Source organism: Psychrobacter sp. APC 3281, assembly GCF_030407815.1.
GTDB lineage: Bacteria > Pseudomonadota > Gammaproteobacteria > Pseudomonadales > Moraxellaceae > Psychrobacter.
Genome location: NZ_JASDCS010000011.1, coordinates 57,343 through 79,082, shown reverse-complemented (window position 1 = coordinate 79,082; position 21,740 = coordinate 57,343). Strand labels below are relative to the sequence as shown.

Here is a 21,740-nt window from a genome sequence, read left to right as displayed (position 1 = left end):
AGTTTAACCTCTGTCTGAGTTTCGACGGTTTCCACGACCACGGCGTTTTGGCGCACGAGTCTGCTCTTCTTTGACGGGATTATATACACTGTTCATACCGTCAAGGATTTCGCCACGGAAAATCCAAACTTTAACACCGATGGTGCCGTAAGTTGTCTCTGCACGAATTGACGAGTAGTCAATATCAGCACGGAGTGTATGCAATGGCACACGACCTTCACGGTACCATTCACTACGAGCAATCTCAGCACCGCCTAGACGGCCAGACAACTCAACCTTGATACCTTTAGCACCAGAACGCATGCTGTTCTGTACTGCGCGTTTCATCGCACGACGGAACATAACACGACGCTCAAGCTGGCTACCGATGCCGTCTGCTACCAAACGTGCATCAAGGTCAGGTGACGTGATTTCTTCAATGTTGACCTGAGCAGGTACGCCCATAATTTTGGTCAATTCTTTTTGAAGTCTTTCGATATCTTCGCCTTTCTTGCCGATAACAATACCAGGACGCGCAGTGGCGATGGTAATCTTAGCAGCGCCAGTAGGACGCTCGATCATGATGTTGCTGATCATAGCGTTGTCTAGCTTTTTGCGTAGATATTCACGAACTTGAATGTCGTTGATTAGGTATTCTGAGTATTGTTTAGGGTTAGCATACCAGTTTGCGTTATGCTTTTTTACAACACCAAGACGAATTCCGATTGGATGTACTTTTTGACCCATAACTTATTCTCCTACCTTTATAGTGATGTGACAAGTACGCTTGCTGATACGATCAGCACGGCCTTTGGCACGTGGTAGGATACGTTTTAGCGTAATGCCTTCATCAACATAGATAGTAGCGACTTTTAGGTCGTCAATATCTAAGCCGTGATTATGTTCGGCATTGGCGATGGCTGAGTTAAGGCATTTCTTAACAAACACAGCGCCTTTTTTATTGCTATACGTTAGGATATCCAAAGCACGCTCAATAGATTTGCCACGAACTTCATCAGCAACGAGTCTAACTTTTTGTGCCGATATGGCGGCACCGCGTAATTTTGCAGTTACTTCCATGGTAAGCACCTTATCTCTTAGCTTTTTTGTCAATGCCGTGACCACGATACGTACGAGTCGGGGCAAATTCACCTAGTTTATGACCAACCATCTGCTCGCTCACGATAACCGGTACATGAGTACGGCCGTTGTGAACAGATAAAGTTAGGCCAACCATTTGTGGCAGAATCATCGAGCGGCGCGACCAAGTCTTAATTGGCTTGCGTGAGTTGGTGTCTAATGCATTCTCAACTTTAGCAAACAAGTGCGCGTCTATGAATGGACCTTTTTTCAATGAACGAGGCATGAAATTCTTCCTTTATTTCTTCTTGGCGCGACGGCGGATGATCATGTTGTCAGTACGCTTATTGTGACGCGTTTTAAGTCCTTTAGACTTCTGACCCCAAGGGCTGGTTGGATGGCGACCTTTGTTACGACCTTCACCACCACCGTGTGGGTGATCAACCGGGTTCATAGCGACACCACGAACAGAAGGACGAACACCACGCCAACGTGAAGCACCGGCTTTACCAAGTGATTTCAAGTTGTTTTCAGTGTTAGAAACTTCACCAATAACAGCGCGGCAATTTACGTGTACACGGCGAGTTTCGCCAGAACGCATACGTAGAATAGCATAAACACCGTCACGACCCAGTAACTGAACGCTAGCACCCGCAGAACGAGCCATCTGTGCACCTTTACCGATTTTAAGCTCGATATTGTGAATCACAGTACCCAATGGGATGTTTTTTAGCGGTAAGCAGTTACCTGGACGAATTGGAGAAGTCTCGCCTGACATTACTGTATCACCAACTACTTGTTTCTTAGCAGCGATAATGTAACGACGTTCGCCATCAGCATACTTAAGTAGAGCAATATGAGCAGTACGGTTAGGATCGTATTCAATACGCTCTACCGTTGCTGGGATATTGTCTTTAGTACGTTTGAAATCGATAATGCGATAATGTTGCTTATGACCACCGCCAATGTGACGAGTAGTAATGCGGCCATTATTGTTACGACCACCTGACTTGCTTTTTGATTCTAGAAGTGCTGCAAACGGACGACCTTTGTACAGGTGTGGATGCACTACTTTTTCAACAAAACGACGGCCTGGTGATGTTGGCTTTGCTCTTACGATAGGCATGAGTGTAATCCTTATTCGTTATTCGCTGTTTCACTAGTAGAATCAGTAGTATTCGCTACTTCTTCACCAGCATCAGCCATTTGTACATCTTGACCAGCTTTTAAGGTAACATAGGCTTTTTTGTAGTCGTTACGACGGCCGATGCTTTTACCAAAACGCTTTGTCTTACCTTTAACATTCAAAGTGTTTACTTTAGTGACTTCAACACCTTCAAACATCAACTCAACTGCTTTCTTGACTTCAAGCTTAGTAGCATTAGAATCAATTTTAAATACCTGCACACCAAGTGAGTCGCCAAGCATTTGAGATTTTTCTGAGAATACAGGCCCTCTTAAGACCTGATAAAGTCTTGCGTTATTCATGCTAGTGCTTCCTCAAATTGTTTCGCAGCTTCAACTGACATGATCACTTTATCAAATGCGATCAAGCTCACTGGGTCCACTTCATTTGTACCAAGTACATTGACATGTGGAATGTTGCGAGCAGCTAAGTATAAGTTTTCATCAACTTCTTTAGTAACGATTAGTGCACGAGGTGCATTTAAATCGTTTAACTTAGCAATCAGTTCTTTGGTTTTCGGCCCAGAAACGCTCAACTCTTCTACCAAAATCAGACGCTCTTGACGAATCAATTCTGCTAGGATGCACTGCATCGCACCGCGATACATTTTACGGTTTACTTTCTGTGACCAATCTTGTGGTTTTGCAGCGAATGCACGACCACCTGAACGCCAGATTGGGCTACGAATAGAACCCGCACGAGCGCGACCAGTACCTTTTTGGCGCCATGGCTTAATACCACCGCCAGAAACTTCGGCACGTGTTTTTTGTGCGCGTGTACCTTGGCGAGCACCAGCTAAATAAGCGGTGACGACTTGATGCACTAGTGCTTCGTTGAATTCACGACCAAATGCCGTATCAGAAAGCTCAACCGCCGCACCTGTAACTGTTTTTAAATCCACGTTAATCCCCTTGCTTAGGCTTTGACTGACGGACGTACGATAACATCGCCACCGGTGGCACCTGGGATAGCACCCTTGATGACAAGTAACCCTTTTTCGGCATCAACCGAAATCACTTCTAGGCCCTGAACGGTAACACGTTTGTTACCCATCTGACCCGCCATCTTCTTGCCTTTGAATACTTTACCTGGTGACTGGTTTTGACCAGTTGAACCATGCGCACGATGAGACACTGAGTTACCATGAGTAGCATCTTGCATACTAAAGTTGTGACGCTTAACAGGGCCTTGGAAACCTTTACCTTTGCTCTGTCCTGTCACATCAACCATCTGACCTTGTTCGAACAAGTCAGCTAGAATCTCGCCACCAATCTCACGACCTTCAAGATCGCTTTCGTTGGCACGGAATTCCCAAACACCACGGCCAGCTTTAACACCAGCTTTAGCGAAGTGACCCTTTTGTGCAGCTGTTACGCGGCTGTCACGACGAGTACCTGTGGTAATTTGGATGGCTTGATAACCATCTACATCAGTATTTTTTACTTGAGTAATGCGGTTTGCATCGACCTCAACAACTGTTACAGGGATAGATGCGCCTGTTTCAGTGAAGACACGGGTCATGCCGCACTTTTTACCGACTAAACCGATCGCCATTTTAGACCTCTTTATATCTTATATTAATGGGTTGGGTGTTTAATGTGCATTAACCCAAAGCAATTTGAACGTCAACACCCGCCGCTAAATCTAATTTCATTAGCGCATCCACAGTTTTGTCAGTTGGCTGAACGATATCAACCATACGCTTATGAGTACGGATTTCGTACTGGTCACGAGCGTCTTTGTTAACGTGTGGTGAGGTTAGAACGTTGAAGCGCTCAATGCGAGTCGGCAACGGTACAGGACCACAAACTTGCGCACCGGTGCGCTTTGCAGTATCAACAATCTCTTGTGCAGATTGATCAATCAGACGATGATCAAAAGACTTAAGACGGATACGGATTCTCTGGTTAGCCATGCCAGCAAGCTCCTAATATGTGCCTTTGTCATTCTTGCGTCGCAAGACCATGATCAAAAGCAGTTTGGTTAAATATTCACTTAAAGCGGCCTTCTGTTCTTAACCAGAATGAGTTCTTTATCCGAACTTATAGCGTGCCAAAAGCAAAATAGTTTAAAGCCCCGCCAACCCTCCTATTAATTGGAAAGTAGCAAAGACATAATGAAATAGTGCTAGAAACGATGCTCTAGCTGTCATAGCGCCAGCTTTTTTTATTCAGCTGCGCATATATAATTCAGTGGTGTATATTATACATAGTATTTTAGGTATTGCAAGAGCAATCTCTAATGTGATTAGAGATGCTCTTTCTTAGACTGGTTACTAACCGCACAAATATTTTTATCTAAAATTATCATTTGTTTTGAATAATATTAATCTAAAACAATATCATATTGCTCTTGGGTATATAGATTCTCTACATCAAAAGTAATGACCCTACCCAGTAAATACTCTAAATCGGCCACTGTGTCTGACTCTGTCGTGAGTAGTAAGTCAATGACTGCCGCATGAGCCACCACTGTGAACTTCTTAGGAGAATTATAAGTGCGTGCGCAGCGCATAATCTCACGGAAAATCTCAAAGCAAACGGTCTCTGCCGTTTTGACAAACCCACGACCTTGACAAGTTGAGCATGGTTCACAAAGCTGCTGACCTAATGATTCACGCGTTCGCTTACGTGTCATTTCCACTAAGCCAAGCTCACTGACCTGCGTAATTTTGGTTTTTGCATAATCTTGGGTAAGCTGCGCCTGTAAGCTCTCAAGAACATCATCTTTATGCTGCTGTTCAAGCATATCGATAAAATCTAGAATAATAATGCCGCCTAGATTACGTAAGCGCAACTGTCGAGCGATAGCATGTGTGGCTTCTAGATTAGTCTTATAGACCGTATCCTCTAATGAGCGACCGCCCACAAAAGAACCTGTATTAACATCAATCGTCGTCATGGCTTCGGTCTGATCGATAATCAGATAACCGCCAGACTTTAGATCGACACGGCGCTTTAGTGCATCACGCAAGTCGTCCTCGACACGGTGTACATCAAACAACGACTGCTCTGCGGTGTAATGCACGATTCGGTCATAGACAAATGGAACAAACTCTTTGGCGAAGTATCTGACTTGCTCATAAATCTGCGTATTATCAATGATGACTTTTTCGGTATCAGCGTGAACCAAGTCACGGATAGAACGTAATGGTAGTGACAGTTCTTGATAGATCAGCTCTGAGCTCTGATGATGATTAATCTCTTGACGACGAGCACAGATAGTACGCCACAGCTGCAATAGATAATAGATGTCCTCTTCTAGCTTATCGACAGGCACACGCTCAGCAGCGGTACGGGCAATCAGTCCACCTTTTAGATTGACCGTCTGCATTAGGCTACTAAGCTCAGTCTTTAATCGGCTACGCTCTTCTTCACCATCGATACGCTGCGATATGCCAATATGATCACTCGATGGCAAATATACTAGATAACGTGATGGTAGTGAGATATTAGTTGTTAGACGGGCACCTTTACTTCCTAACTGGTCTTTGGTTACCTGTACCAAAATACGCTGACTTTCATGCAGACGATGCTGAATCAATGTTTTAGACGCTGGTACGATCTCTGTGCTTTGCGCACTGACAATAGGCGGTGTCACAGCCAAGCTATCAGCAGAAGCATTGGTAGTCGCATCGTCCTCATTTATCTCGTGCTTAGTAGCCTTAGCCGCTTTATTTTTTTCTGCAACGGGTCGTGGTTCACGCTGCATATCATTGACATGTAGAAATGCGGTCCGCGACTGACCAATATCTACGAAGGCTGCCTGCATACCAGGAAGGACACGTACGACCGTCCCCAGATAGATATTGCCGACCAATCCCAGTTTGTGATGTCGTTCAATATAAATCTCGCCCAAAATACCATTGTCTAAAACCGCAACACGGGATTCCATTGGACTAATATTAATCAGCAGCTCTTCGGACATAGTTTTTTCTCTTATCTCTCAGCTTTCTTATTAGACGGTCATCGTCTATTAGATTGACAGTGTAACAAATGCGACTTGCTCTTGCCCATTACCCTACCGTGTCATTATGTGCATATCCCATTATAACGGGTTGACTGTGTCCACACTGCCTTCTGTCATTCCTTTAATTAGTGCCAGCGTTTGTGCCAGTGGCAGACCAACGACATTGGTATAGCTGCCGTTGATACGACTGACCCAAGCAGCACCCAGTCCTTGAATGCCATAGCCACCTGCTTTATCAGCAGGTTCGCCACTATCCCAGTAGTCGCTCATCATCTGTGTCGTCAGGGGTATAAAAGTCACTTCCGTACGCTCAGTAATTCGCTGTTGGTTGATAATTTGCAAGCACTGTGTAGGTTTTGCTTTGCTTGGTTCTGCTTTAGGCAATAACTGTACTTGAGTCGCCTGCACCGCAGTCCATACTTCGTGGACGTTATCAGACATACGCTGCCACATACTATATGCGTGTTCACGATCGATGGGTTTGACCAATACTGTATTACCATCTGACAGCACGCCAATAGTATCAGAGGTCAAAATCATAAATGGTGATGTGAAGCTATCGTAATCCGCTTGAGAGGTATCGCTTAATTGTTGTATCGCGGCATCAGCTTTGGTTGCGACCATGCGTTCGATATAGTCTGTTGGCGACTCATTATCTAACGGCGTCTCATCAATATCCACGCTTAAGATAGTAAAGTCTAGTTGCGCTCTTTCTAGTAGCTCACGACGACGCGGAGAGCCAGATGCCAAAACGATATCCATCGATATTCTCTTCATTTATAAATTTATGATGTGGGTGGTCATACAGTATTGTGGGCCGAGCAAGCTAAGCTGTTAATCAGAGTAACAGCTATAACTAGTGATTCATTAACGCGAAAACTTGCGCAAAGCAAACAGCACGAGTGGCCAGCTGATGATACTCATAAACAGTGACAAAGCAGACTGGGCGACAAAGACGTTTTGAATAAACATCTGTAGTATCCATAGATTTAACTGAAAGACAACCAGTCCTAGACTAGCAATCAGCCACGCACTAACGGTATTCAACTGTCTGACATAGATACTGGTAATTTTGATAACCAGTGCAACCACAACAGCGGCGAAAGCTTGCTGACCTAAATGCGTATCCATCAATAAATCAGCAATTAGCCCAACCGTAAACGCGGTAAAAATGCCGACATAGCGCGGCTGAAACAGTAACCAATAGATCAGCACCATGATCATGACCATGGGACGCAATGTGGCCATGCTTGGGCTTAATGGATAGACATTGAGTGATGATGCAGCGATGAAACTCAGAACAATCACAACTATCAATAGTACCGTGGCATTCTCAGAATCAGGATACGACATGGGTACTTACCTTAGCGAGTGTTTGATGGTTGCGGCGATATTGTTGATTGAGTATTGGCAAGATGAATACCATAAATGGAAAGCTTTAAAACATTAATAAGCCAGCTAATTAGCCGTCAATACTGTGGCTTACGTCGTTATCTATGGAGCAATAGCAGCAGCATTGTTCTCATTTAACAGCTTGTCTTGAAGTATTAAGACATAGGCATTGTCAATAAAGTTAGCGGCTGGAGTAACTTCGATCGTTCTAAAGTTGTCAGTTTGCTCATCTTTGACATGCGCGATACGCCCTACTCGATAGCCTGCCGGAATACGACCGCCCAATCCTGACGACACTAGCTCATCACCTACTCGCACATCCGATGTTTTGAAGACGTAGTTGAGACTTAATGAAGATGGGATGCCTTGACCTGTGACGATAGCGCGCTGACCGGTACGCTTAACAGTGACCGCAACTGACTGCTGCTCATCTGTAATCAACAACAGACGGCTAGTATTCGGATAGACATTGATAATCTGCCCTAATACACCGTCTTCATCGATGACCGTTTGCCCAACTTGTACGCCATCTTGCTCACCTTTATTAAGCACGACAATCTGTCTGAGCAAATTGGTATCTGTACCGATGACTTGCGCCAAATTAAGATCGAACTGCTCAGGCTTAGTGGTAGATAAGATACCTTGCAGGCGTGCGTTCTGCGCCAAAATATAATCTTGCTGTTGTAGCTTGGCATGCGCGTGTATCAATTGCGACTTCAGCTGCATGTTTTCGCGACGCAATGCTTCTTTTGATTGCAGACTACCACCAGCCCAATGCTTGGCATAGCTTGGTAGGAGAGACAGCTCATAGATTGGCTGCATGGCGGCATGGCTGGTGCTACGTACAGGCTTGAACCAATCAGAGTTTTTGCTATCAAACCACATCAAAATTAAGGCTGCTATCAATACAATAACAGTCTTACGAAGTGATAACGGCTGGCGCGCAAAAATACTTGGAGTCATAAGTCGTCTGATTTAAGGATTCTAAAATGAACAATAGCACTTATTTACAGCATGAGTGTTTATCGAGGATATTGGGTTCTAGCACAAATGAATGCAATTAAAGGTAGCACAATCGGCTACCTTTAATTTTATATATAGTCAATTTTCTATAAATTGGATACGGTGTCAGTCACGCTCAGCCTAATACTTGTAGTACTTTCGCTTGCCTTCCCTGTATCCAAGTTTTATTAAACCGACTATATTGATAGTTTCATTATTCACATACATCATCATATATTGCCAAGACTATATAGCAATTAAGGATAAAGATGAATTAAACAAAAATCATGTTCAAACTTTTGTTATTGATAAAATCAAGCGCGATACCACCACCGCGACTAACGCAGGTTAGTGGGTCTTCTGCTACCGTCACTGGCAAACCGGTCTCTTGCGAGATAAGTTTGTCTAAGTCACGTAATAGCGCGCCGCCACCTGTCAATACGATGCCACGCTCAGCGATATCTGACGACAACTCTGGCGGAGTCTGCTCAAGTGCTACTTTTACAGCGCTAACAATACCACTCAATGGATCAGTCAATGCTTTTTGCACTTCTTCTGAGTTGACAGTAAAGGTCTTTGGCACACCTTCTGCCATGCTACGACCACGAACTTCTACTTCTAGTTGGCTGTCTTCATTCAATGCCGAACCGACTTCTTTTTTGATGCGCTCAGCGGTCGTCTCACCGATGACACAACCATGCGTACGGCGTACATGGGTGATGATCGCTTCATCAAACATATCACCACCGATACGAATCGACTCAGCATATACGCAACCAGATAGCGCGATAACGGCAATCTCAGTCGTACCACCACCGATGTCCACCACCATAGAACCACTGGCTTCATGAACTGGCATACCAGCACCGATAGCCGCAGCCATTGGCTCTTCTAGCAATAGTACTTTGCTCGCACCTGCTGATGATACTGCCTCACGAATCGCCTTGCGCTCAACTAGAGTAGACTTACATGGTACACAAACCACGACGTTAGGCTGTGCCATAAAACGCTTGGCTTTTACTTTAGCGATAAAGTGCTTAAGCATTTTTTGCGTCACTTCAAAATCAGCAATCACACCGTCTTTTAACGGGCGAATTGCTGTGATGTTCGCAGGCGTACGACCTAGCATCTGCTTGGCATCGATACCAACAGCGGCGACGGTCGGGTTCTGAGTACGATTGCTTCGTAACGCGACCACCGTAGGCTCGTCAAGCACGACGCCTTTATTAGGAATAAAAATTAGGGTGTTCGCAGTACCGAGGTCGATAGCGATATTATTTGATAAAAATCCAAACAGGTTCATGACTAATATATCCAGCGTCTTACGAATGAGGCGAATGAGATTGACTGAGGTGTTACTCGTCAGTGTTGAGCAGGTCGTCGTTAAACATTACTTGTGGCAACAGTTAATCATTCCAACAAGTCAAAATCCAAACAATAATGATGAAATGAAAAAACTGAGCTAAATTATACCGATTTAGCTCAAAAAAAACATAGATATTTGCATCAGTAAGTAAGGATTTTTGTCTTAGACGCCAAAAGTTGTTACAAAGTTTGAAATAGTAGTGAATATCATTCAACTCAATGAAACATCATTTAATCTGATAACTAACAAGGCTCTACAGGCAGATGAATGTTTTGCTTAATAGCAGATGCATACTGTAACGTATTTTAGAAGCTAATTGGAGAGCAATTGAGGAACAATGATGAATTAGGGGATCAGTTTTGCAATTCTCTGTAAATCATTGTGTCTTAATTGGCATTATGGCTTGTCTGACACCATATCTTATTTAATATTACGTCTTTATCAATTCAGTCTCTTGGTTGAGATTGTGCATCAATCAAGCGTCATGCTCTGTAAACTTGAGTCAGATGCTTTATAATAAGCCCACTTACTATTTGTTTGTATTTTAGTTGTTTCTATTTTAGCGCTTATGTATTTTCGTTTTCGTAATCAACTATTCTAACAAAAACTGTCCTTAACTGGAGAAACTATGTCTCAGCAGCCAGCAACGTCTGACAGCAACGTCAGCCGTGAAGAAATCCTAGAAGTTGCCAACCTTGCCCGCTTAGGTGTCGATGAAAGTACAGCCGATAGCTATGCTGATGATATCAGTAAAGTATTAAAACTGATGAATACGCTATCTAATGTTGATACTACAGACATCAAGCCACTAGCCAATATCCATGAAGCTTGCCAAGAGTTACGTGCTGATGTAGCAAAACACGATATTAATCGTGAGCGTAATCAGTCAGTCGCACCCGCCGTAGAAGAAGGCTTATATCTAGTGCCTCAGGTGATTGAATAATAGTGGCTGAATAATACAATCACGCATTTGCCATTATCTCATTTTATTTTATGCTATTAACATTTTGACGGACGACACCTTATGTCTGAACTTCATTTATTAAGTACCGAGCAGCTCATTACTGGCTTGCAAAACAAACAATTTAGCAGCGCAGAATTAACCGAACACTACATCAAGCGTATCGATGCGCTAGATAGCAAGATTAACAGCTTTATCACTCATACTTCTGAGACAGCACGCGCACAAGCAAAAGCGGCAGACGGGATGCGTGCACAGGGCGACCAACGTCCACTACTTGGCGTACCAATGGCGCACAAAGACATCTTTTGTACTCAGGGCGTACTGACCACTTGTGGCTCAAAGATGCTACATAACTTTGTCTCACCATATGACGCGACTATCGTTTCTAACATCGACAAAGCTGGCATGATTAGCTTAGGTAAGCTCAATATGGACGAGTTTGCGATGGGCTCAGACAACAGTAGCTCTTACTACGGCACCGTACAGAACCCTTGGAACCTAGAGCGCGTCCCTGGTGGCTCGTCAGGTGGTAGTGCTGCCGCCGTTGCCGCTGGTTTTGTCCCTGTTGCTACCGGTAGTGATACGGGTGGCTCTATTCGTCAGCCTGCTTCATTTTGTGGCCTAACAGGTATCAAACCTACTTATGGCCGTGTGTCACGCTTTGGTATGATTGCCTACGCCTCAAGTCTGGATCAAGCGGGTAGCATGGGACGCAGCGCTAAAGATTGCGCCTACCTACTCCAGCCAATGATTGGTCATGATCCGCGCGATGCCACTTCTATCAAATACGAGATGCCTGACTATGTACAAGACATCAATAATGCAGAAGCCGCTGCTGGTGATAAGCCATTTGCTGGCTTGCGTATTGGTGTGGCCAAAGAATACTTCGGCACAGGGCTTGATAGCGAAGTTGAGCAAGCAGCACGTGCTGCGCTCAAAAAATACGAAGAGCTGGGCGCAACAATTGTAGAAGTAAACATCACTGACCCTGAGATCACGCTTGCCACCTATTATATGCTAGCGCCTGCTGAAGCATCATCGAACCTGTCACGTTTCGATGGCGTACGTTTTGGCTATCGCTGTGAGAACCCAACGGACCTTATCGATCTATACACGCGCTCACGTTCTGAAGGCTTTGGCCCTGAAGTACAGCGCCGTATCTTGACAGGGACGTATGCGCTATCGGCTGGCTACTTCGATGCTTACTATACTAAAGCACAGAAGATTCGCCGCTTAATCGTCAAAGACTTTGATGAAGCCTTTGCTAGCTGTGATGTGATTGCTAGCCCAACCGCACCGACTGCGGCTTATAAGCTCAGTGAAGACCTAGATCCTGCAACGATGTATTTAGGTGACGTTTATACCATCGCGGTCAACCTAGCAGGTCTACCCGCTCTTAGTCAGCCAGTTGGTTTGACGAAAGAAGGCCTACCTATTGGCTTGCAATTGATCGGTAAGCATTGGCAAGAGAGTCAATTGCTCACGACTGCGCATCTATTCCAGCAGCATACTGATCATCACCTACAACACTCTACCATCGCAAAGGAGACGGTATAATGAGTACAGCTACTACTGATAACAATGCCGTCCGTGAACACGCCGTGCGTAAAGAGCTATTTGTCGATGGCTATGAAGTGGTCATCGGTATCGAGATTCACTGCCAGCTAAATACGGAAAGTAAGATCTTCTCAAGTGCGCCGACTGATTTTGGACATGAGCCAAACAGCCAAGCAAGTATCGTCGATTTGGGTTTGCCTGGCGTATTGCCAGTGCTAAATGCTGGCGTGGTCGATCGCGCATTAAAATTCGGTATCGGTGTCAATGCTGAGCTGGGCCTGTTTAATACGTTTGACCGTAAAAACTACTTTTACCCTGACTTGCCTAAAGGCTATCAAATCACTCAGATGGCCAATCCTATCGTGGGTGAAGGCTATATCGATGTCGTCGTCAACGAAGGCGAAAAGAACGAATATCCTAAACGTATGGGTATCACCCGCGCGCATCTAGAAGAAGATGCGGGTAAATCTGTCCATGACGCAGTCGATGGTATGACAGGTGTAGATTTGAACCGTGCTGGTACGCCGCTGATCGAAATCGTCTCTGAGCCAGACATGCGCTCAGCTCACGAAGCACTTGCCTACATCAAAGCCATCCATCAGCTAGTCACTTGGCTAGGTATCTCAGACGCAGTAATGGCTGAAGGCTCATTCCGCTGTGACTGTAACGTCTCTGTGCGCAAACCAGGCGCTGATCTCGGTACGCGTACTGAGCTAAAGAACCTAAACTCGTTCCGCTTTATCGAACGTGCTATCAATCGTGAAATCGAGCGTCAAATCGATATCCTAGAAGATGGCGGCAAAGTTGTCCAAGCAACGATGCTATATGATCCAGAGCGTGATGAAACGCGTACCATGCGTACCAAAGAAGACGCCAACGACTATCGCTACTTCCCTGATCCTGACCTGCTACCTGTCCGTATCGAGCAGCATACGGTTGATGCGATCAAAGCAGCGATGCCTGAGCTACCAGTTGCTCGTCGCGCACGTTTTGAAGAAGCGCTTGGTCTGTCAGAATACGATGCTCGTATCTTGACTGGTAGTCGTCAAATTGCTGATTACTTCGAAGATGTGGTGGCTGAAATCGGTCAGCAAGATGCTAAAATGGCTGGCAACTGGGTCATGGGCGACTTGCTCGGCGCCCTGAACAAAGATGACACAGACATCATCGACTCCCCTATCAGCGCCAAGCAATTGGCTGGCATGCTCAAGCGTATCAAAGATGACACGCTATCTGGCAAACTGGCCAAGAAAGTCTTTAGTGCTCTATATGAGCGCGAAGGCGGCGATGGCGATGATGCAGCAGATAAAATCATCAAAGATAAAGGCCTCAAACAAGAAACCGATACTGGCGCTATCAAAGCGATGGTCGAAGAAGTCATCGCAAAAAATGAAGCGATGGTCGAAGAATATCGCGGCGGTAAAGAAAAAGCCTTTAACGGTCTGGTCGGTCAGGTCATGAAAGCCAGTCGCGGTAGTGCTAACCCACAGCAAGTGAACCAAATTCTAAAAGAATTATTGGGTTAATATTGGCTGCTAAGCGATTATACTGACTATGCTATGCAGAATAATATTGTAGAGTTTGGCTGCTATAAATAGCCCTTGCAATATACATAATTTTGCGTAAAATAGTCAGTCACTCGGGGCGTAGCGCAGTCTGGTAGCGCACTACACTGGGGGTGTAGTGGTCGCAGGTTCAAATCCTGCCGTTCCGACCAAACATGGCAGTAAAGAGAAAAGCCAATCATTGTTTTCAATGGTTGGCTTTTTTTTGTGCTAAATTTGTTTAGTTAGTTTGTGGTGTACTAAATAGAAAGTGAGCTAGACTCGTTCAATCTAAAGATGTAGGAATATAAATTATGAGTTTAATGGATAAACCTAAAACAGACTTCTACAAAGAATATGTATCCATAAAAGATTTTCTTTTCTACGTTGCCTTCACTCAAAAAGAAACAGTTAGCGACGTTGCTTCATGGTTACTTTACAACGCCTTTTCAAAGGATATTACATCTTATGAAATTGATCGGCACTACAGAGTCTTTAAAGGGAAGATAAAATCTGGAGCTGATAAAAACATAGAAAGATTTTTTGAACAGATTACCTTTGATGGTTACCATGCTTACCATGCGTATGTATGTTTCATTAGAGACAAAGAAGACGGTATAGATAGTAGTCATTGGAAAGATAGCTTTATAAACGAAGATTACTATAAATTAGTTTATTCCAACTTCTACCTAAATAAAGCAGAGCTTTACGAGTTAGATTACATAAAAGGCTTGAATCTCAATTTTGATCAAGCAAGTGATTATATTTATCATACTTATAGCTGTGATGGTATTGATGCTACGGTAAAGCCTGAGGGGATTTCTAGCGGTACGGGTTGGCATCCTATTACTTTACAACAGAAAAAAATAAATTTAGCTAAAGAGCGTGATAAAGATGTCCCACAACCTAAGCTGTCATTAGAGACATTAAACAAGGCTATAGATCTTATAGCATCAATGCCTAATGAGATACCACAAAAAGAAGCGCTAACAAAAACTATAAATGAAGAAGTTAGTAGTAGAAGCCAAGATAAAAAATTGATAGCAATGTTAGCGATTTTACTTGCTCAAAAATCCAATGTATTCCAAGTAGGTAATAGACCTAATGCGACACAGATAAATGAAGCTATCGTTAACCTTGCACAACAAGAACTACAAGTTATTGATGATGATATGTTTGGACTAAAAGGTAATACAGCTAAAATAAGCAACGCCATTAAAGAGTATTCTCACATTATTAAAAATAAGCTGAAAGATGAACTTTAACTTTAACTAATCAACCTTAATTTATTCACTAACTTCACCTCATAAAATACTTCCATACCAGCCGTAGCAATCGAGTTACGGTAAATTATGGAGCTAGACAATGACCCAGCAAAATTACAACCTTCTCAATTCAAAGCAGCAGCCACCGCATAACGCACCCAGAAATCCATCAAAATGGTTATTACTAATAATCAGGACAATACTCAGTATTCTATTACCCTACCTGCTATCACCGCCTGATATCAGCATTCATATTTATCACATTAATATCATATTTTAGCGCCAAAAAGCTTAGTACTACCCTAGCGGATACTTGTCATCTATAGACTTTTATAGAGCGAGCCGTTAGGGTAAATGCTACATCTTTACACTGGTTTACTCTATGATCGAGCCTGTCAATCAGCCCACATTTAATCACCTCATAGATAGCGCACCTTGGGAACGTTACCGCCGACCTTATGTGCGTGATTTGGCTTATGTACTGGCATGTCCCAATGTTTTGACGCAGTGGCTAGACTTTGCGCCACATCAGAATACACATACGGTTGCCGTGCATAGCGCGCAATTTTGGCAGGCGCAGTTTGAGGCGTATGAGCAGCGATTAACAGAGCTAGACACCACTGCCGCCTATCAAGAGCTGACTCGCTATTTACTCAAACGCCCTAGCCCCAATCGTCTGGGTTTTCATTTTGAGGGCTTACTGTCATTTTGGTTAGAGGATGGATTTGCGCGCAAGCTGCATCCGTATGAGACACTGGCTAGCAACGTGCAGCTCTATAATGGCAAGCAGACGACTGGTGAGCTTGATTTGATTTTATATAACCATGCAGAACAGCTGGTTGAACATTGGGAGCTAGCGATTAAGTTTTTTATGGGGTCAGCACCTTTTGAGCCTGTAAACTGGGTTGGGATTAATTCTAATGATAATCTACAGCGCAAGATGACACACATGCAAACCAAGCAGTTTCGAGCGGTGTGGGTAGATACGGAAAATCATGGACAGGTAAAAATCGATAAGCGTTATGGCGTGATCAAAGGCCGATTCTTTCTACCGATTAACACAACTGGTTGCGGTGATTATGACTGGCCATATTGGCTAACGCCGAGTTTTCCAATACATGAGTGGTGTGATAAAAGAGACATGGCAAGTCTTGCAACGATTGACACTACAGATTTGCGAGCCGCGCATTATATTGAGTGGTTCACCAAGCGCGACTTTTATGATGAGCGAAATGCTTATGATAGTCGCCAGCAGCCGATAGTTTGGTCAGATAGCGAACTACCTAAGACAGGTTTATATTTTGAAGGCAATCGACCAATCGTTATTTATCCAAGGCAGTCAGACCAACTCGATGAATAAATTTAGCTAACCTAAAGTTTTAAAATGAAACTGCTTAGATAATATTCTGGTCTTAACAATCAGACAGCTTTCACAGAATGCTTAATAACTCTCAATCACTTGCATTAGCTCATATCTAAGCATATCGGCACTCGGCATACGCTCAGCGTGGAAGCGCACCATCGCAATACCTGCACTGGCAAGCGCCTTATCTTTTTTATCATCCGCTTTTTGGCGCGCTTTGCTGCTATGCGTCCAGTCATCAAGCTCGATAGCCACCAATGTGGTCTGAGCATCGACATCCACGATCACATAGTCAACGCTCTGACGGCAGATACGATTGAACCAAAAGCTACGCTCTGATGTCTCACTACTATTAGCCTCAATGATCCGTGACAGCTGTACTTGAACAAATATGTGATACTCCGGCAGCGCATTTTTTAACTTATTAAAAAATATCACTTCCGTATCGGTCATGATTGGCATCGGCGCAAATGGCCAAATAGCCAACTCATCGCCGCGCACAGGTTTTGGGTCTGGCTCAACGACAGGGCGCTTCGTCAGTAGTGTTGGTAGCAGCTTCGGTAACGTAATCAGCCCCAAAAAGCCAACGGCCAATATCAAAAATATAACACCAAACGACATGGTTCTACCTTATACAATATGAGAGTGATGGGCTAATTGTCATTATTGATAGCAATTAATAATGCGCCGACCACGACAAGGCAACCTATATAGGCTGACAGGTTATACAACAACGGATTATAAAAATGGCGCTCATCTTAACTAAGGCGGCGCCAATCAGCAATCTATAAAACAAAAAACACGACAGTATTTGTCGTGTTTTTATATAAAGTAGATAAAAGCCGAATCGAGACCGCTAGAAAAGCTCTAGCTTAACGCCAATAAAGCACCCAAGCACTGGTTGTATTTACTTTAGGGTCACTATTGATTTTATCTTTTAGTGCCAATGCTGCGACTTTGCCGCGTTCAGGCCCAACCACGACACGGACACCGCGGCTAGTTGCACTGGTCTTGACTTGATAACCTGCTGCTCGGAACTTTTTCGCTAACTCATCCGCTTTGGCTTGGTCATTTGCTAGAGCTACTTGCACCCCAAAGCTACCTTTAGCGTCTGTTTCTTTGACTTCTTTACGCGCTTCACTCAGTTTTTGTTGCGCTTCACGTTTTGCATCGGCAGATTTCTTAGCCAGCGCTTCTTCTTGTTGGCGCTTCTTCTCACGCGCTTGTTCGGCTGCCGCCGCTTCACGCTCTAAACGCTGTACCTGTTTGCTCGATGGGATGGTAATGCTTTGACCCAGTTGTAGTGCTGCTGATGGAGATAGGTTGTTGGCTTGAGCCAATACTTCTACAGGCATATTGTATTGTCTTGCCAGTTTGATAAGTCCATCGCCTTTCTTGATTTGGTATTCAGAAGGCGATTTTGGTGGCTCGTTTTTAGCCGCTTCAGCTGCTTCTCTTTTTCTCTCAGCCGCTGCTTGGGCTTCCGCCTGCTTTTTTGCTTCGGCTAGTTTCTCTGCCTCCGCTTGTTTTTTACTCTCGGCAAGTTTTTTAGCGGCCGCTTGCTCTTTGATAGCCGCTTGCCTTTGGGCTTCTTGTTGCTCTTGAGCCGCTTTTTGCTTCTCGGCTTCGCTAGACTTTGTAGTATCAGTAGTAGACTGACTCTCAGTACGAGGCTGAACGGTCAGATCTGCAGTAACGTCTTTTGTAGACTCGGTACTGCTGGTTTCATCAGTAGCTGGCGCACTATTATCGACATATTGCTGGCTCTCAGCACGTGCCTTAGCCAACGCTTCTGCTTCTGCAACTTCCTGCTCTGTCAAAAACTCTTTTGCACGTTTTTCTTGCTCTGCAACGCGGGCTGCACGTTCTTTTTGCTTTTGCGCAAGGATACGTTTTTCTGTTTCGATATCAGTCGTAAGCGGCTGCGGAGACTCTTGCTCCGAGCTTAGTTTGTCAACCATCGCTGACATCGGCTCTGGTTGATCGCTATCGCCAATCTGTTGCACCATGGCGTATAGCATCACGCTACCGCCGATAATCATCCCAATGCCCAATAAGGCTTGTCTCGAAAAGTTCATCCGTTTACGTCTCTTAGTTGGTAATAAGGTTGATTGAGCGGCGCAGCGACTATCTCAAAGCAGTATATCCAATCGCTTTAATCATGATCTCTTACCGCCAGTTACTGTCAGTTAATGCCATCAGGGTTCAAAATTTGTGCCGACCATCTTCTACTGGTCTGGCAAATCATTTTGATTATAAAGCATATTTTTCATGCTGTCTGCTATCAGGCTATGACTAAGATTAACATTAAACAGGTACTACTTTAACTTAAATTATCATACGCTAAGGGCACTTAATGCTTCCCCAATCGTATGAAACGAACCGCATACGACGATAAGGTCTTGCGGTTGGCTCGCCTCTATCACTGCATGGGTCGCTGTATGCAAACCATCGAACTCATATATATTGGTGCTATCGATATATTTAACCAAAACATCTTGTAGCTGCTCAGTAGTCGCAGCACGAGGGTAATCAATCTCAGCGATAAACCAATCACTAATCGGTAAGCCTGCTTGGGTTAAGCGCTGCATAACCTTATCAATATCTTTATCACCTAACATAGAAAATAGCATTTTTATCTTTGGTGTAGGGATATTCGCTAAGCTATCTTGATTACTTTGCTTGGCTACATGCTGCTGCCAAAATGGTAATAGCTGCGCTAGTAAGAACTCAACGCCTTGCTCATTATGCGCCACATCAAACAACCAATGGCGGCTATGGCTCTCACGATAATCGAACCGACCTGCCAGTTTGACAGTTTGTAGCGCTTGCTTAATGGCATTGATATCGATATCCAATGGGCTTGCTAATACTGCTGATAAGGCATTGGCGGTGTTAGTCAACGATAGCGCAGGACGTGGTAACTGCAAGGTAACCGCCGCGTTACTGTATTGCCAAGTCGTTGAATTAATATCGCGGTAGCTAAAATCTTGTCCAATCTGATAACAAGTTGCCTGCTGAGTAACGATAGCCTGTTGCACGCTAGCTGGCATCTCAGTAGCACCATAAATCAGAGGAATGCCGTTGCGCAAGATACCTGCTTTTTCGCGACCAATATCCTCGACATTGTCACCCAACCAGTCAACGTGATCGATACCGATATTGGTAATGACCGCCATGTCAGGATCAATAATATTGACCACATCTAGCCGTCCACCCAATCCTACTTCTAATACCCACACGTCACAATCTGCCTCAGCGAATATCAATAGCGCTGCTAGTGTGGTCATCTCAAAGAACGACAACGTCAACTCGCACTGTAAGCGTGCTGCCTCTACTTTGCTAAAAGCCTTAATCAGCGTCTGATCGCTGACCATCTCGCCATTGATACGTACACGCTCGTTGAAAACGCTAAGATGTGGCGACTGATATAGTGCCGTCTTATAACCTGCGGATTTACACATTTCGGCGATGACAGCAGTTGTAGAGCCTTTGCCATTGGTACCTGCCACAGTAAATACATAAGCGTCATCTTTGGCTGACTGCACTACGCCTAACGCTTCTGCGACAGGCAATACACGTGACAATCCCATATCAATTGCAGACACATGAATCTGCTGCATATAATCGAGCCATTCAGTTAGGCTAGCACTTTCATTAGGACTATGGGCATTGGGGCTGCGAAGGTCAGACATGGATAAAACCTATATAAAATTTAATAAGAGATAAAAATATATGTGTTAGCTAAAACCAAAAATAGCACTTACCGTGCAATGACGATAAATGCTATTAGGGGTCTTGCATATGCAGTAGATGTTAGCACGCAGCTAAGTCATTATGCACTCAATAAATGATTCATTACACTGAGTCACCTACCTTATTGAGTATCTCATTTTACTGAGCATCTACATTTGGTACGCGGCATAGTTTTGCAAGTAGACGATAGATCGTATCGATTAGCTGATGGCGATGTACCACTTCATCTACTACACCATGCTCTAATAAGAACTCAGCGCGCTGGAATGGCTCTTCTAACGTCTCACGTACAGTCTGCTCAATTACACGCTTACCAGCGAAACCGATCATCGCTTTTGGTTCTGCTAGATGAATATCACCCAGCATCGCCAGTGATGCAGTTACGCCGCCGTACACAGGATTGGTCAATACCACAATGTAAGGAATCCCAGCGATTCTTAGACGCTCAATCGCTGCTGCCGTGCGTGCCATTTGCATCAACGATAGCAGGCCTTCTTGCATACGTGCACCACCAGAAGCGGCAAAGCAAACCAAAGGTACTTTTTGCTCTAGCGCTTTTTCAGCTGCTTGGACGAAACGATCACCAACGACTGAACCCATTGACCCGCCCATAAAGCGGAAGTCAAAAGCACAGGCGACGATATCAAGGTTACGCAGTTTGCCATACATAGCAACCAACGCCTCAGACTCACCTGTTTTTTCTTGTGCTTCACTCATACGCGCAGGATATGGCTTACTATCCACAAAGCTCAATGGATCTTTTGCCGTAAACTCTTGTCCTGTCTCGCCGTCTACTTGATCAAGTAACCAGTTCAAACGCTCACGAGCACTCATCGGTAAATGATGATCACAGTGTGGGCACACATAGCAGTTAAAAATCAGCGCTGTGTTGGTAATCATTGAATGACAATTACTACACTTAGTTGACGGTTCAGTCTCTACCGCAGACAGTGGCGCAGTCAAATGCTGTTTGATGCCTGGAATAGGACGGTTAAACCATGACTGCCTATCCGTATTGCTGTTTGGCACGGCTTTAGCAGTATTGTTATCGGGTTTTGTTATTGTATCAGTCATATTATTTGCCATCATAAAAGGCTTATTGACAAGTTTGCTCATTCGCTTGTCATTGAGAGTTTAATGGTTGTCTAAACAAAGCGTCTAATACCGTCATAACATGAGCAGTCATGCGACATACTGATAAATAAATCTCGTATGTCGGTAATTTGATTATGCGCTTGTTGATAGATAATGTATTCGCCAATCAAAATGACGAATAAACCACTGCTATCAGACACCATATAATAGTGATGTTAGTTT

General features: G+C 44.2%; 23 protein-coding genes and 1 tRNA gene. 7 read left to right on the top strand and 17 right to left on the bottom strand.

Annotated elements, in window-relative coordinates; all coding sequences use genetic code 11:
- Positions 1 to 3 precede the first annotated feature (3 nt).
- The 13 genes from rpsC to QL886_RS10810 all read right to left on the bottom strand — a co-directional run bounded on the left by rpsC (position 4) and on the right by QL886_RS10810 (position 9,911).
- Positions 4 to 726 carry a 30S ribosomal protein S3 gene (gene rpsC, locus QL886_RS10870; protein WP_057758704.1) on the bottom strand — a complete coding sequence of 241 codons (723 nt, stop codon included), beginning with the start codon at positions 724 to 726 and terminating at the stop codon, positions 4 to 6.
- A 3-nt stretch (positions 727 to 729) separates the two neighbouring features.
- Positions 730 to 1,059 (bottom strand): 50S ribosomal protein L22, encoded by a 330-nt coding sequence (gene rplV / locus QL886_RS10865; RefSeq protein ID WP_021813373.1) that lies wholly within the window; start codon positions 1,057 to 1,059, stop codon positions 730 to 732.
- 10 nt (positions 1,060 to 1,069) lie between these two features.
- Positions 1,070 to 1,345, bottom strand: a complete 276-nt coding sequence (gene rpsS / locus QL886_RS10860) for a 30S ribosomal protein S19 (RefSeq protein WP_010196682.1) — start codon at positions 1,343 to 1,345, stop codon at positions 1,070 to 1,072.
- Positions 1,346 to 1,357: 12 nt separating this feature from the next.
- A complete protein-coding gene (gene rplB, locus QL886_RS10855) occupies positions 1,358 to 2,185 on the bottom strand; it encodes a 50S ribosomal protein L2 (RefSeq protein ID WP_057758702.1) in 828 nt (275 codons plus the stop codon).
- A gap of 11 nt (positions 2,186 to 2,196) precedes the next feature.
- Positions 2,197 to 2,547, bottom strand: coding sequence for a 50S ribosomal protein L23 (gene rplW, locus QL886_RS10850; protein ID WP_057758700.1), 351 nt, complete (start codon positions 2,545 to 2,547; stop codon positions 2,197 to 2,199).
- Complete coding sequence (gene rplD / locus QL886_RS10845) at positions 2,544 to 3,146, bottom strand: 50S ribosomal protein L4 (protein WP_057758698.1); 603 nt, start codon at positions 3,144 to 3,146, stop codon at positions 2,544 to 2,546. The genes rplW and rplD overlap by 4 nt, the downstream gene beginning before the upstream one ends.
- A 14-nt stretch (positions 3,147 to 3,160) precedes the next feature.
- Positions 3,161 to 3,799 (bottom strand): 50S ribosomal protein L3, encoded by a 639-nt coding sequence (gene rplC, locus QL886_RS10840; RefSeq protein ID WP_057758696.1) that lies wholly within the window; start codon positions 3,797 to 3,799, stop codon positions 3,161 to 3,163.
- Between the two features lie 49 nt (positions 3,800 to 3,848).
- Positions 3,849 to 4,160 (bottom strand): 30S ribosomal protein S10, encoded by a 312-nt coding sequence (gene rpsJ, locus QL886_RS10835; protein ID WP_010196670.1) that lies wholly within the window; start codon positions 4,158 to 4,160, stop codon positions 3,849 to 3,851.
- Positions 4,161 to 4,570: 410 nt separating this feature from the next.
- Positions 4,571 to 6,172, bottom strand: a complete 1,602-nt coding sequence (locus QL886_RS10830; protein WP_102092408.1) for an Rne/Rng family ribonuclease — start codon at positions 6,170 to 6,172, stop codon at positions 4,571 to 4,573.
- Between the two features lie 120 nt (positions 6,173 to 6,292).
- Positions 6,293 to 6,976, bottom strand: a complete 684-nt coding sequence (locus QL886_RS10825) for a Maf family protein (protein ID WP_290178724.1) — start codon at positions 6,974 to 6,976, stop codon at positions 6,293 to 6,295.
- A gap of 105 nt (positions 6,977 to 7,081) precedes the next feature.
- Positions 7,082 to 7,567, bottom strand: a complete 486-nt coding sequence (gene mreD, locus QL886_RS10820; RefSeq protein WP_290178723.1) for a rod shape-determining protein MreD — start codon at positions 7,565 to 7,567, stop codon at positions 7,082 to 7,084.
- A 141-nt stretch (positions 7,568 to 7,708) separates the two neighbouring features.
- Entirely contained in the window at positions 7,709 to 8,569 is an 861-nt protein-coding gene (gene mreC / locus QL886_RS10815; protein WP_102077941.1) for a rod shape-determining protein MreC, read from the bottom strand.
- Between the two features lie 313 nt (positions 8,570 to 8,882).
- On the bottom strand, positions 8,883 to 9,911 hold the full coding sequence (locus tag QL886_RS10810; RefSeq protein WP_082624553.1) for a rod shape-determining protein: 1,029 nt from the start codon (positions 9,909 to 9,911) through the stop codon (positions 8,883 to 8,885).
- A gap of 34 nt (positions 9,912 to 9,945) precedes the next feature.
- Between QL886_RS10810 and QL886_RS10805 the strand changes: the two genes are divergently transcribed.
- From QL886_RS10805 to QL886_RS10775, 7 genes are all read left to right on the top strand, one after another.
- The gene (locus QL886_RS10805) at positions 9,946 to 10,074 is read left to right on the top strand and encodes a hypothetical protein (RefSeq protein WP_259358613.1); all 129 of its coding nucleotides are present in this window, start codon (positions 9,946 to 9,948) and stop codon (positions 10,072 to 10,074) included.
- A 528-nt stretch (positions 10,075 to 10,602) separates the two neighbouring features.
- Positions 10,603 to 10,917 (top strand): Asp-tRNA(Asn)/Glu-tRNA(Gln) amidotransferase subunit GatC, encoded by a 315-nt coding sequence (gene gatC, locus QL886_RS10800; protein ID WP_057758683.1) that lies wholly within the window; start codon positions 10,603 to 10,605, stop codon positions 10,915 to 10,917.
- An 81-nt stretch (positions 10,918 to 10,998) separates the two neighbouring features.
- Complete coding sequence (gene gatA / locus QL886_RS10795) at positions 10,999 to 12,495, top strand: Asp-tRNA(Asn)/Glu-tRNA(Gln) amidotransferase subunit GatA (protein WP_290178722.1); 1,497 nt, start codon at positions 10,999 to 11,001, stop codon at positions 12,493 to 12,495.
- On the top strand, positions 12,495 to 14,021 hold the full coding sequence (gene gatB, locus QL886_RS10790; protein ID WP_102092404.1) for an Asp-tRNA(Asn)/Glu-tRNA(Gln) amidotransferase subunit GatB: 1,527 nt from the start codon (positions 12,495 to 12,497) through the stop codon (positions 14,019 to 14,021). Before gatA ends, gatB begins: the two co-directional genes overlap by 1 nt.
- A 114-nt stretch (positions 14,022 to 14,135) precedes the next feature.
- A tRNA-Pro gene (locus QL886_RS10785) sits at positions 14,136 to 14,212 on the top strand.
- Positions 14,213 to 14,353: 141 nt separating this feature from the next.
- A complete protein-coding gene (locus QL886_RS10780; protein ID WP_290178721.1) occupies positions 14,354 to 15,304 on the top strand; it encodes a hypothetical protein in 951 nt (316 codons plus the stop codon).
- 382 nt (positions 15,305 to 15,686) lie between these two features.
- Positions 15,687 to 16,664, top strand: coding sequence for a DUF1853 family protein (locus QL886_RS10775; protein ID WP_290178720.1), 978 nt, complete (start codon positions 15,687 to 15,689; stop codon positions 16,662 to 16,664).
- An 81-nt stretch (positions 16,665 to 16,745) separates the two neighbouring features.
- Here the strand turns inward: QL886_RS10775 and QL886_RS10770 are convergent, their stop codons facing one another.
- From QL886_RS10770 to accD, 4 genes are all read right to left on the bottom strand, one after another.
- Positions 16,746 to 17,288 carry a DUF2726 domain-containing protein gene (locus QL886_RS10770; RefSeq protein WP_057758628.1) on the bottom strand — a complete coding sequence of 181 codons (543 nt, stop codon included), beginning with the start codon at positions 17,286 to 17,288 and terminating at the stop codon, positions 16,746 to 16,748.
- A 251-nt stretch (positions 17,289 to 17,539) separates the two neighbouring features.
- Positions 17,540 to 18,745, bottom strand: a complete 1,206-nt coding sequence (locus tag QL886_RS10765) for a LysM peptidoglycan-binding domain-containing protein (protein WP_290178719.1) — start codon at positions 18,743 to 18,745, stop codon at positions 17,540 to 17,542.
- Positions 18,746 to 19,003: 258 nt separating this feature from the next.
- Positions 19,004 to 20,362 (bottom strand): bifunctional tetrahydrofolate synthase/dihydrofolate synthase, encoded by a 1,359-nt coding sequence (folC, locus tag QL886_RS10760; RefSeq protein ID WP_290178718.1) that lies wholly within the window; start codon positions 20,360 to 20,362, stop codon positions 19,004 to 19,006.
- A gap of 199 nt (positions 20,363 to 20,561) precedes the next feature.
- A complete protein-coding gene (accD, locus tag QL886_RS10755; RefSeq protein ID WP_205962091.1) occupies positions 20,562 to 21,509 on the bottom strand; it encodes an acetyl-CoA carboxylase, carboxyltransferase subunit beta in 948 nt (315 codons plus the stop codon).
- Positions 21,510 to 21,740: the final 231 nt, after the last annotated feature.

What these genes read in the sequence shown, in the direction of transcription:
- QL886_RS10830 (WP_102092408.1), bottom strand. Translation starts at nt 6,172, where the DNA reads ATGTCCGAAGAGCTGCTGATTAATATTAGTCCAATGGAATCCCGTGTT.
- QL886_RS10780 (WP_290178721.1), top strand. Translation starts at nt 14,354, where the DNA reads ATGAGTTTAATGGATAAACCTAAAACAGACTTCTACAAAGAATATGTA.
- gatA (WP_290178722.1), top strand. Translation starts at nt 10,999, where the DNA reads ATGTCTGAACTTCATTTATTAAGTACCGAGCAGCTCATTACTGGCTTG.
- accD (WP_205962091.1), bottom strand. Translation starts at nt 21,509, where the DNA reads ATGGCAAATAATATGACTGATACAATAACAAAACCCGATAACAATACT.
- rplC (WP_057758696.1), bottom strand. Translation starts at nt 3,799, where the DNA reads ATGGCGATCGGTTTAGTCGGTAAAAAGTGCGGCATGACCCGTGTCTTC.
- QL886_RS10765 (WP_290178719.1), bottom strand. Translation starts at nt 18,745, where the DNA reads ATGAACTTTTCGAGACAAGCCTTATTGGGCATTGGGATGATTATCGGC.
- rplB (WP_057758702.1), bottom strand. Translation starts at nt 2,185, where the DNA reads ATGCCTATCGTAAGAGCAAAGCCAACATCACCAGGCCGTCGTTTTGTT.
- QL886_RS10805 (WP_259358613.1), top strand. Translation starts at nt 9,946, where the DNA reads ATGAGATTGACTGAGGTGTTACTCGTCAGTGTTGAGCAGGTCGTCGTT.
- folC (WP_290178718.1), bottom strand. Translation starts at nt 20,362, where the DNA reads ATGTCTGACCTTCGCAGCCCCAATGCCCATAGTCCTAATGAAAGTGCT.
- QL886_RS10775 (WP_290178720.1), top strand. Translation starts at nt 15,687, where the DNA reads ATGATCGAGCCTGTCAATCAGCCCACATTTAATCACCTCATAGATAGC.
- gatC (WP_057758683.1), top strand. Translation starts at nt 10,603, where the DNA reads ATGTCTCAGCAGCCAGCAACGTCTGACAGCAACGTCAGCCGTGAAGAA.
- rplV (WP_021813373.1), bottom strand. Translation starts at nt 1,059, where the DNA reads ATGGAAGTAACTGCAAAATTACGCGGTGCCGCCATATCGGCACAAAAA.
- gatB (WP_102092404.1), top strand. Translation starts at nt 12,495, where the DNA reads ATGAGTACAGCTACTACTGATAACAATGCCGTCCGTGAACACGCCGTG.
- mreD (WP_290178723.1), bottom strand. Translation starts at nt 7,567, where the DNA reads ATGTCGTATCCTGATTCTGAGAATGCCACGGTACTATTGATAGTTGTG.
- QL886_RS10825 (WP_290178724.1), bottom strand. Translation starts at nt 6,976, where the DNA reads ATGGATATCGTTTTGGCATCTGGCTCTCCGCGTCGTCGTGAGCTACTA.
- QL886_RS10770 (WP_057758628.1), bottom strand. Translation starts at nt 17,288, where the DNA reads ATGTCGTTTGGTGTTATATTTTTGATATTGGCCGTTGGCTTTTTGGGG.
- rplW (WP_057758700.1), bottom strand. Translation starts at nt 2,547, where the DNA reads ATGAATAACGCAAGACTTTATCAGGTCTTAAGAGGGCCTGTATTCTCA.
- rpsJ (WP_010196670.1), bottom strand. Translation starts at nt 4,160, where the DNA reads ATGGCTAACCAGAGAATCCGTATCCGTCTTAAGTCTTTTGATCATCGT.
- mreC (WP_102077941.1), bottom strand. Translation starts at nt 8,569, where the DNA reads ATGACTCCAAGTATTTTTGCGCGCCAGCCGTTATCACTTCGTAAGACT.
- rpsC (WP_057758704.1), bottom strand. Translation starts at nt 726, where the DNA reads ATGGGTCAAAAAGTACATCCAATCGGAATTCGTCTTGGTGTTGTAAAA.
- rpsS (WP_010196682.1), bottom strand. Translation starts at nt 1,345, where the DNA reads ATGCCTCGTTCATTGAAAAAAGGTCCATTCATAGACGCGCACTTGTTT.
- QL886_RS10810 (WP_082624553.1), bottom strand. Translation starts at nt 9,911, where the DNA reads ATGAACCTGTTTGGATTTTTATCAAATAATATCGCTATCGACCTCGGT.